Below are 8,989 nucleotides of genomic sequence, written 5' to 3' on the forward strand. Positions count from 1 at the left end.
TCGTTGCTCATCTTTCTTGTCTCTAAAATCTGGTTGTACTGCCGCCGTGCTTGTCTCGACCCTAAATTGCGATGCTCACCAACCCGCCGCCCACCGGAGCGCCTGTTTCGGACTGCTCTCCGTCTGCTGCTTCAACCAGGTCTGCGATGTGGATGCCGCTCAGTAACTCTTTGATACTGTCGTTCACCTTGCGTAGTGGTTCTTTGATGGTGCAAGTGCTCGTCAGGTCGCAAGCTCCGTGAATCGTAATGCAGCTGGTAATGAAAAGCGGCCCGTCGATGGTGCGAATCACCTCAAAAGCCGATATGTCGGCGGCAGGCCGCGCCAGCGCATATCCGCCGTTCGTACCCGCATGGGAGACCAGAAGTCCGCCCTTGGCCAGCGTCTGCAGAATCTTCGCCAGCAGTTGCGGGGGGATATGATACGCCTCCGCGATGTCCTTGGCGCTGTGCGCCGTGCCATTCGCCTGTTCGGCCAGATACTTCAGGGCCATCAGACCGTAATCCGCTTTTTTGGTCAGACGAAGCATCGCACCTTGCTCTCAGACAGAATACCGACAATTCCAGTCCTAGATAGTGTACGTCCACAACGTACGCCATGCAACCGGTGTTACCGCGAGGAGGTCGGCGCAGGAGGCCACACTTTTTACCGAGAATCACAGAAAGTTGTCTTGACAAGCCGCTTCGAGACGGGCAGAATCCATACCATTCGCTCTCTCCATTCATGACCCCAAAGTGCAAACATCCCATTGTCAAAGTCGTCGCCCGTGAGGACGATGCCGAATTTGTCGAATGCCAAAGCTGCGGAGAAGTATTTGATTCTGCAGAGTTTAGCGATATAGCCATCGAAGAGGCCGAAACCGGCGATGAAACCCCAGCCGACGACCAGGAAGACTAGACCGTGGTAGGCTGCTGCGCATTCATACGTCGGAAGACGATCCAGGCGTACTGCGCCGCCGAGAGAGGCGCCATTACTGCGATGATCTCAAGCAATCCATCTCGCATCGCCGCCAGATGATGCCACGCAAAGACCTTCTGGCAAAGCACTGAGAGCAACGCAATGATCTGCATCAGCGTGTTTAGTTTGCCAAACCAGCTCGGCCTAAAATCCCGCAAAGTTCCGGTAGCAAACAGCAGTGTGGCAATCAGCAGAATCCCCAGGTCCCGGCTGAAAACCAGAACCGTGACGTAGCGCGGCATCAGGCCAACATGCGTAAATACGACAAATAAAGTACTTAGCAATAATTTATCGGCAATGGGGTCAAGATACTGCCCGAGCGTAGTTTTCTGGCTCAACCACCGCGCCAACAGGCCATCCAGAGCGTCGCTGATCCCGGCCAAAACAAACAAAGCCAACGCCCCAGCGTACTGCGCATCCATGATCTCTATGATTAGAAAAGGGATAATGAACAGCCGCAACATCGTGAGCAGGTTCGGGGCGGCGCGAAATTGCTTCAAAAATGGCACGTTGGTCAATCAATCTTAGCCTATATCAAGCCCGTGGTTGCCCTAACCGTCTCACTCCATTTAGACTAAAAAAACGCATTCAGGCGCGTAGCTCAGTTGGTTAGAGCGCTACCTTGACACGGTAGAGGTCAGGAGTTCGAGTCTCCTCGTGCCTACCATAGTTTCAATCACTTGCGCGGACATTATGCTCCGCGCATTCGTGTTTTCCCTCTCCGCGCCAGCTTTATTTCAGGACTCGTCAGGCAGATTGAAGGACGCGAACGCCATAAGGGGTGAGTGAAACCGTGCCGGAATATGCCGTACCGGTGACAATGTCCTTGAATTGGCCGCTGATCGGGACGGATTGCGGCGTGGAAGTGTGGTTCAGCAGGTAAGTGAGAGTTCCGCGGGCTGAGCGGCGCGAGGTGACCTCAACCCCCCGAGGTGCCTGGATGGGGCTTTTGACTCCGCTGGCTGCGATCAAAGTGAGAAGCACCCGGGCGAGGTCGGCAGGGTCGAGATGAGCGCCAACATAGATGGCTTTGCCTTTGCCGAAGGTGTTTGAGGTGATGGCGGCTTTGCCGTTGTAGTGGTGGCCGGTGTAGGTGGCGAGCACTTCAGCCTTTTTAGGGTCGAGGATGTCGGCCCAGATGTGGCAGTCTGCGTCCGGGCCTGCGAGGGAGCCGGTGAAGGCGACCCCTTGCTTTTCCGAATAGATGGGTTGGTAGTCGATGAGTTCGACTCCCATCACATCGCGCAGCAGGCCAGGCAGTGGAGTTTCGACGATGCGGCTGTGCTGATCTTTGACGCCAAGACGGAAGCCGGAGACGAAGGTTCCCCCAGCCTGAACGAAGGCCCGGATGCGATCCGCCTGCTCCGCCGTAACGATATACATGGCAGGGGCGAAGAGGACCTTGTAGGCAGAGAGGTCGCCAGTTGCATCGACGATATCGATGCCTGCGTGGGAGGCGGAGATACAGCCATACCATGCGAGCGCTTCTGCCGAGTATTTGAGCTTGGGCTGGCCGGGTTGGATCGCGAGCGCCCAGTCGGAGTTGTAGTCGAAGCAAAGCGCAAGGTCGGCGACATAGGACGCATTGAGGTGCTCGCGGCCGAGCGATTTCAGCTCCTTGAGGGTCTGCTGGATCTCATCGAAGGCCGGGCTGTGCGATCGATCGTGGCGAAGCATGCCGTGCCAGTACTCCTCGGCGCCTGCGGTGGCTGTGTCCCAGCGAAAGTAGTTGATGCCCATGGCTCCATGGGCTACGGCCTGATAGGACCAGAGGCGAACCTGACCGGGTTCGGGCTGGGGACAGAAGGTGGGCTGCCCGGATTTTCCGGTCTGCTCTTCCATGATGAGGAAGGGTTTGCCATTCTTGGCGCAGCGTGAGAAGTCGTGGCCGAAGGCGGCAATGGAGGTAACGGCCTCGGGCGAGGCCGAGGTGCCGGAGTTGTCCATCATGACCGCGAAGAAGCCGGGGTAGTTGTCGGAGGCGACGAAGTCGAGATTGCGATAGAGGTCACGCGCGTTGATCGTGTCGGCGAGACCGGCCACGTTGTTGGTGGTGATGAAGTGTCTCGGGCAGACGCTGCGGAGCATGGTGAGCTGCTCCTGCTGGAAAGACACGTTGGCGGCGGACTGGTAGCGGTCGTAGTCGAGCACGAGACCGGGATTAGGCGGTGCGCCAGAGGAAAGCGGAACCGGGATCTGGGTGAAGTCGGTGTAGATGTTGCTCCAGAAGGCAGTGCCCCAGGCTTGGTTGATGGCGTCGAGCGAATGGTATCTGTCGCGGAGCCACTGCTGGAACCCTTCGCGGCACGAGCGGCAATAGCAGCGGGCCGATTCTCCGAGCGTGAGTTCATTGTCGATCTGCCAGCCGACGATGCCTGGAGTGGAGGCGAAGGTGTTGGCCATGTGTGTGGCGATGGCGAGCGAGAGACGGCGATAGGTCTTGTTGCTAGGGCAGGTGAAGCGTCGAGCGCCGGTGTTCAGCGTGACGCCGTGGTCGTTGACCTCAAGGACTTCAGGGTACTTCTGGCTGAGCCAGTTTGGAGGAGCGGCGGAGGGTGTTCCAAGGATGATGGCGATGCCGTGAGCGTTGAGGATTTTGACGGCGCGCTCGAGCCAGCTGAAGTCGAAGGAACCTTCGCTGGGCTCCATGAGCGCCCAGGCGAACTCCGCAATGCGGACATTGGTGATGCCGGTCGCGGCCATGGCGGCGGCGTCCTGCTCCCATAAGCTCTCCGGGGTTTGATCGGGATAGTAGTCCGTACCGAAGAGGAGGAGTTCGGAGGAAACGTTTTCAAGGGAGGCCCGCGAAAGAGCAGGACTGCGCTGTGCGAGGGTCAAGGAAGCAATGGCTGCGCCTGCGGTGGTGATGAAGTTCCGACGGTTCACTTGATGTATTTCCTCCGGCCCAATTTATACCATCGCCAACCATTGGCAGAGAAAGCGGCCTCGGCTGGCAAGCGGAACGGGTAAAATCCGCGAGTATTTCTTCTTCCCGTAGAATGGCCAGTGCTTGTCCAATCCACTCAAGGCTACGACCGGATGAAACTGTTTATCATTAGAACGCGATTTGTTTGTGCCGCTCTTCTTCTTGCATCCACGCACCTTGCCATGGCTGATAAACAGCATGCGCGCGTCGATGCCGGCAAGCCAACAGCGCTTGAGTGCGACTCGCTCGTAACGCCTCTTGGCGATGACACGAAGACGCCGCTTCTCTCGTGGAAGCTGCAGGATGGGCGCATCGGCGCAAAGCAGACAGCGTACCGGATTCTTGTCGCGAGCACACCCAAGCTGCTGGCGGGCGATCACCCTGACATCTGGGACAGCGGCCGCGTCAAGTCGGACCACACCGTGGATGTGGCCTACGGCGGCCCGCAGCTACTGCCCGAGACCCGCTACTATTGGCGGGTTCAGGCATGGGACAGGAACGGCAAAGCCTATCCTGCCAGCGCAGAGAGCTGGTGGGAGACAGGCCTGCTCGACCAGGCAAACTGGGTGGCGAAGTGGATTGGCTATGAAGACGCCGAACAGGCGAGCCTGCGCGCCGCGCATGCCGAATGGATCACAAATCCGGCGATCTCCGGCGATGAGGGAAAAGGACCGTCGCGACATGACTTTCGTCTGAAGTTCGATGTGCCAGCCAAAGTAAAGCGGGCGGTTCTCTACGTCACGGGTGAAGACACGGCGGCAGCATGGATCGGTGGAGTCCAGATTCTAAAGCCGCAGACACAACCGGCATGGGGGCGCACTCCCTGGAAGAGCTACACCCGAGTGGACAACATCCACGAGTTGCATGCGGGCGAGATCCTCCTCGCCATCGAGGTGACGCGGTTCAGTGCCGGTGATCACGGCCAGACTCCCATGAACGCGGCCCTCTATATCGAGATGGCGGACGGCAGCAGCAAGGTGCTCCATACCGGCGCCCCGGAGTGGAAGACCAAATTCAATGCATCCGGCGACTGGCAAACCGAAAGCTACGACGATGCCGGCTGGTCACATGCAGTTGCGTATGCTCCGGAGAAGGATGCCTTCGGCGGACAGGACAAGCTCGGAGATCCGCTGCCGACTGCGGCCGTCGCGACCTTGAGGCACAACTTTCGGCTGACCAGGCAGGTGGCGTCAGCACGGCTCTATGCTACGGCGCTGGGAGCGTACAAATTCAGCCTGAACGGAAAACCGGTTGGCGATGAGGTTCTCGCCCCGGGCTGGACGGATTACCGCGAGCGCGTGACCTATCAGGACTACGATGTGACGACGCTCATGAAAAAGGGAGAGAACGCGATCGGGGCCTACCTTGCTCCGGGCTGGTATACCACGCCTCTTGAATGGATTGGCCAGGGTAACAACTATGGCAGTACGCCGACCGCTTTGAAGGCGCAGCTTAGGATCGCCTACACCGATGGCAGCGTGGACTGGATCGCGACCGACCAGTCGTGGAAGGCCGATATCTCGCCGATCCTCTCGGCGGAGATCTATAACGGCGAAACCTACGACGCTCGGCGGCAGCAGCAGGGGTGGAACACGGCCGCGTTTTCAGATGCCAAGTGGCATACTGTCTCGCTGGTCGATCCGCAGGAACCCAATATCGCATGGCAGTCCTTTCAGCCGATTCGCGTTACCGACCTTCTCCATCCGAAATCGGTGAAGACGCCCAAACCAGGCACCTATATCTATGATTTCGGCCAGAACTTCGCCGGAGTTCCCCGCATCCACGTACAAGGGAAGGCTGGGACCAACGTTCAGCTGCGCTTCGGCGAATTGCTGAATCCGGACGGCACGCTCTATGTGGAGAACCTGAGAAACGCCAAGGCCACCGACCATTTCATCCTGGACGGAAAAGGAACGGAAGAATACCAGCCCACCTTTACCTTCCACGGCTTCCGCTACATGGAGATATCGGGTTTGCCCGAGGCCCCCAGCCTCAGCTCCGTCGAGGCTGTGTCACTCAATACCAACGCGCCGTTCACCACCCAGATGAAGACCGGCAACCCGATGGTCAACCAGCTTTGGAGCAACATTCTCTGGGGCCAACGCTCCAACTTCCTCAGCGTGCCAACCGATTGCCCGCAGCGGGACGAGCGCCTGGGATGGGCCGCCGACGCACAGGTCTTCTGGCGCACGGCAACCTTCAACATGGACCTCACCGCCTTCTCGCGTAAATATGCAGCCGACCTGCGCGGCACCCAGTCTGGAACGGCGATGTATGGCATCTATGCACCGGGAACGGCCAAGGAAAATCCCGGCTATGGCCCCGGTTGGAGCGACGCCGGCGTGATCGTTCCGTGGACGTCGTGGATACAGAACGGCGACCAGAAGATCATCCAGCAGAACTGGGATGGCATGTCGAAGTATCTCGCTGCAATTCTCGCTGCCAACCCGGATTACATCTGGAAGAACAATGGCGGAATTCCTTTTGGCGATTGGCTCTCTCCCACGGGGCCTACCTCGCAGGAGCTTGTGGCAACAGCCTATTGGGCCTACGATGTCTCGTTGATGCAGCAGATGGCCCACGCTGTCGGCAAAACCGAGGACGAGCAGAGATACGCTGCCTTGTTTGAAAAGATCAAGGCCGCCTTCATTCAGGCCTACATTCGTCCCGATGGATTTGTCGGTGGGGAGATCAAGGCGAACTCGATGGCCGACGCCGGAGGTAGTAGCCATAGCACGGGACCGGTCGAGACCCAGACCGGCTATGTTCTCGCGCTGCACATGGGGCTGTTGCCGCAAAACCTGCGCGCCACTGCTGCCACGCGGCTGGTCAACTTGATTCAAGCGAACGGCTGGAAGCTGGGCACCGGGTTTCTCGGGACACCGTACCTTATGGAAGAACTCAGTGACTCCGGTCACGCCGATGTCGCTTACCGGCTGCTGCTCAATACGCAATATCCGTCGTGGGGCTACATGATCGATCACGGCGCGACGACGATGTGGGAGCGGTGGAACGGAGACAAGATGATCTCCGATCCCGGCATGAACTCCTTCAATCACTACGCCTATGGCGCCGTCGGGGAGTGGTTGTATCGCTACGCCGCAGGCATCGATGCCACACCTACCGACGCCGGTCTGCACACGATTGTCCTTCATCCGGACTTCGACGCGCGCCTCGGCTCGATGGACTTCTCCTACGAGTCCCGCTATGGTGCCGTCCACTCGCAATGGACGGTGAACGACGGCAGTGCAGCGTGGAGCGTCACCATTCCGCCGAACACAAGCGCACGGTTGCCGCTGTCGGATGCAGAGGCGGCGACCTACAGGATTGACGGCAAGCCACTCTCAAGCAGCCCGTTGGTCAAGACGCTGGCCAAAGGCAGTGACGTCACTTCCTACGAACTCGCCGCGGGCACTTACCACTTCGACGTGAAACTGAGGAATCCGCAGAACTCGCTCAAGTGACCATGTCCGAAAACCGCTAATTCCTCTCATTCTGCGTGAGAGGATTGAGCCATGAAGCTGCCCGATAAAGTCGTCTGTTATCGCGCGTTGCAAAGCCGGGACGCCCGTTTTGATGGGCTGATCTTTGTCGGCGTCACATCGACCGGGATCTATTGCCGCCCCGTCTGTCCGGCGCGTACCGCGAAATTTGAGAACTGCCGGTTCTTTGGATCGGCGGCAGCGGCGCAGGTTGCCGGATTTCGTCCGTGTCTGCGCTGCCGCCCTGAGACTGCTCCCGATATGGCCTCCTGGCGGGGCACGTCGAACACCGTCTCCCGCGCGCTCGCGCTGATCGCGGAAGGTGCGCTCGACGGCGATGCTGCAAGCGTTGAGAGACTGGCGGAGCGCCTCGGGGTGGGAGAACGCCAGCTTCGACGCTTGTTCCTTCAGCATCTGGGAGCCTCGCCGATCTCGGTGGCACAGACGCGACGCGTTCTCTTTGCCAAGCAACTCATCCATGAGACGCGCATGTCGATGGGCGAAGTCGCGTCGGCTGCAGGCTTCGGCAGCACACGGCGATTCAACGAGACATTTCAAGTTTTATTTCACCGCCCTCCCAGCGCACTCCGACGCAAGTCCTCTACCGCTCCTGAAGCTGCGAAGGCGGGTGTAACGCTGCGAATTCGATACCGGCCTCCGTACGATTGGGAATCGATCCTCAAGTTCTTCGAGACCCGGGCCATCCCCGGCGTTGAGGTCGTGGAGAACAATCGTTACCTGCGAACCGTCGAGGTGGGCGGGCAGTCCGGAAGCATCGCAGTCTGGAATATACCGGAGCGGCAGAGCCTCGGCGTCACCATCCGATTCCCCAACGTGAAGTCCCTGCCTGCCATCGTGGCTCGTGTAAGGCGCCAGTTCGACACGGGAGCAGACATCGAGACCATCGAGGCTCACTTGAGCAGCGATCCTCTCTTGAAGCCTTTGGTCAGTCGGCGCCGTGGACTGCGTGCGCCCGGTGGTTGGGACGGCTTCGAGTTAGCAATCCGAGCCATCCTCGGCCAGCAGATCAGCGTCATTGCCGCGCGCGGCCTTGCAGGAAGACTGGTTGAGCTTCACGGCAAGCCAGTATCGAAGGAATACGTGGGCCATGCCGCCCTGACGCGTGTCTTTCCCACGGCGAAGCGGCTGGCCACAGCGCCGGAGGTCGGCCTGCGAGTGCCGGGGGCGCGCCAGAAAGCTTTGAAGGCGATAGCACAAGCGGCTGTGGCGGATCCCAATCTCTTCAGCCCGTTCGGCACTCTCGAAGAGACCGTCGAGCGGCTAAAAACAATTCGAGGCGTCGGCGAATGGACGGCGCATTACATCGCTCTCCGTGCTATTCGCGAGATGGATGCCTTTCCATCGTCGGATATCGGCTTGCTCCGCGGTGCTGCCGCACTCGGAGAGGGAAGTCGACCGAATGTCATGAGTCTGCTCCGTCAGGCGGAGTCATGGCGGCCGTGGAGGGCATACGCTGCGCAACATCTCTGGGCGATCGATCCGGTTCTGATGCCAACGAGACGGCAATCAGATAAGAATCCCTCGGATTGAGCTTCGAATTTGAAGTTCATTTACGGAGTGTGTGCGGCAACAGAGCAGAGTTAGGCTGTGTATCGAAGAGGTA

General features: G+C 59.1%; 5 protein-coding genes and 1 tRNA gene. 3 read left to right on the forward strand and 3 right to left on the reverse strand.

All coding sequences use genetic code 11. The features are described 5' to 3' along the window. Positions 1-61: 61 nt before the first annotated feature. Both VMU57_RS08040 and VMU57_RS08045 read right to left on the reverse strand, forming a co-directional pair. Entirely contained in the window at positions 62-529 is a 468-nt protein-coding gene (locus VMU57_RS08040; protein WP_325382240.1) for an Rrf2 family transcriptional regulator, read from the reverse strand. Positions 530-893: 364 nt separating this feature from the next. Beyond that, positions 894-1,466: a CDP-alcohol phosphatidyltransferase family protein gene (locus VMU57_RS08045; protein WP_325382248.1), complete on the reverse strand. Its 573-nt coding sequence runs from the start codon at positions 1,464-1,466 to the stop codon at positions 894-896. Between the two features lie 81 nt (positions 1,467-1,547). On the opposite strand from VMU57_RS08045, the gene VMU57_RS08050 reads away from it, so the two are divergent. Then, a tRNA-Val gene (locus tag VMU57_RS08050) sits at positions 1,548-1,624 on the forward strand. A gap of 80 nt (positions 1,625-1,704) precedes the next feature. Here the strand turns inward: VMU57_RS08050 and VMU57_RS08055 are convergent. Then, positions 1,705-3,843, reverse strand: a complete 2,139-nt coding sequence (locus VMU57_RS08055; RefSeq protein ID WP_325382242.1) for a beta-galactosidase — start codon at positions 3,841-3,843, stop codon at positions 1,705-1,707. 222 nt (positions 3,844-4,065) lie between these two features. On the opposite strand from VMU57_RS08055, the gene VMU57_RS08060 reads away from it, so the two are divergent. Both VMU57_RS08060 and VMU57_RS08065 read left to right on the forward strand, forming a co-directional pair. Continuing rightward, complete coding sequence (locus tag VMU57_RS08060) at positions 4,066-7,347, forward strand: family 78 glycoside hydrolase catalytic domain (protein ID WP_325382244.1); 3,282 nt, start codon at positions 4,066-4,068, stop codon at positions 7,345-7,347. 51 nt (positions 7,348-7,398) lie between these two features. Continuing rightward, on the forward strand, positions 7,399-8,916 hold the full coding sequence (locus tag VMU57_RS08065; RefSeq protein WP_325382246.1) for an AlkA N-terminal domain-containing protein: 1,518 nt from the start codon (positions 7,399-7,401) through the stop codon (positions 8,914-8,916). Positions 8,917-8,989: the final 73 nt, after the last annotated feature.

Source organism: Edaphobacter sp. (genome assembly GCF_035532915.1).
Lineage (GTDB): Bacteria > Acidobacteriota > Terriglobia > Terriglobales > Acidobacteriaceae > Edaphobacter.

Excerpts from the sequence above, each read along its gene's own strand:
- VMU57_RS08040 (WP_325382240.1), bottom strand. The coding sequence starts at position 529 with ATGCTTCGTCTGACCAAAAAAGCGGATTACGGTCTGATGGCCCTGAAG.
- VMU57_RS08060 (WP_325382244.1), top strand. The coding sequence starts at position 4,066 with ATGGCTGATAAACAGCATGCGCGCGTCGATGCCGGCAAGCCAACAGCG.
- VMU57_RS08065 (WP_325382246.1), top strand. The coding sequence starts at position 7,399 with ATGAAGCTGCCCGATAAAGTCGTCTGTTATCGCGCGTTGCAAAGCCGG.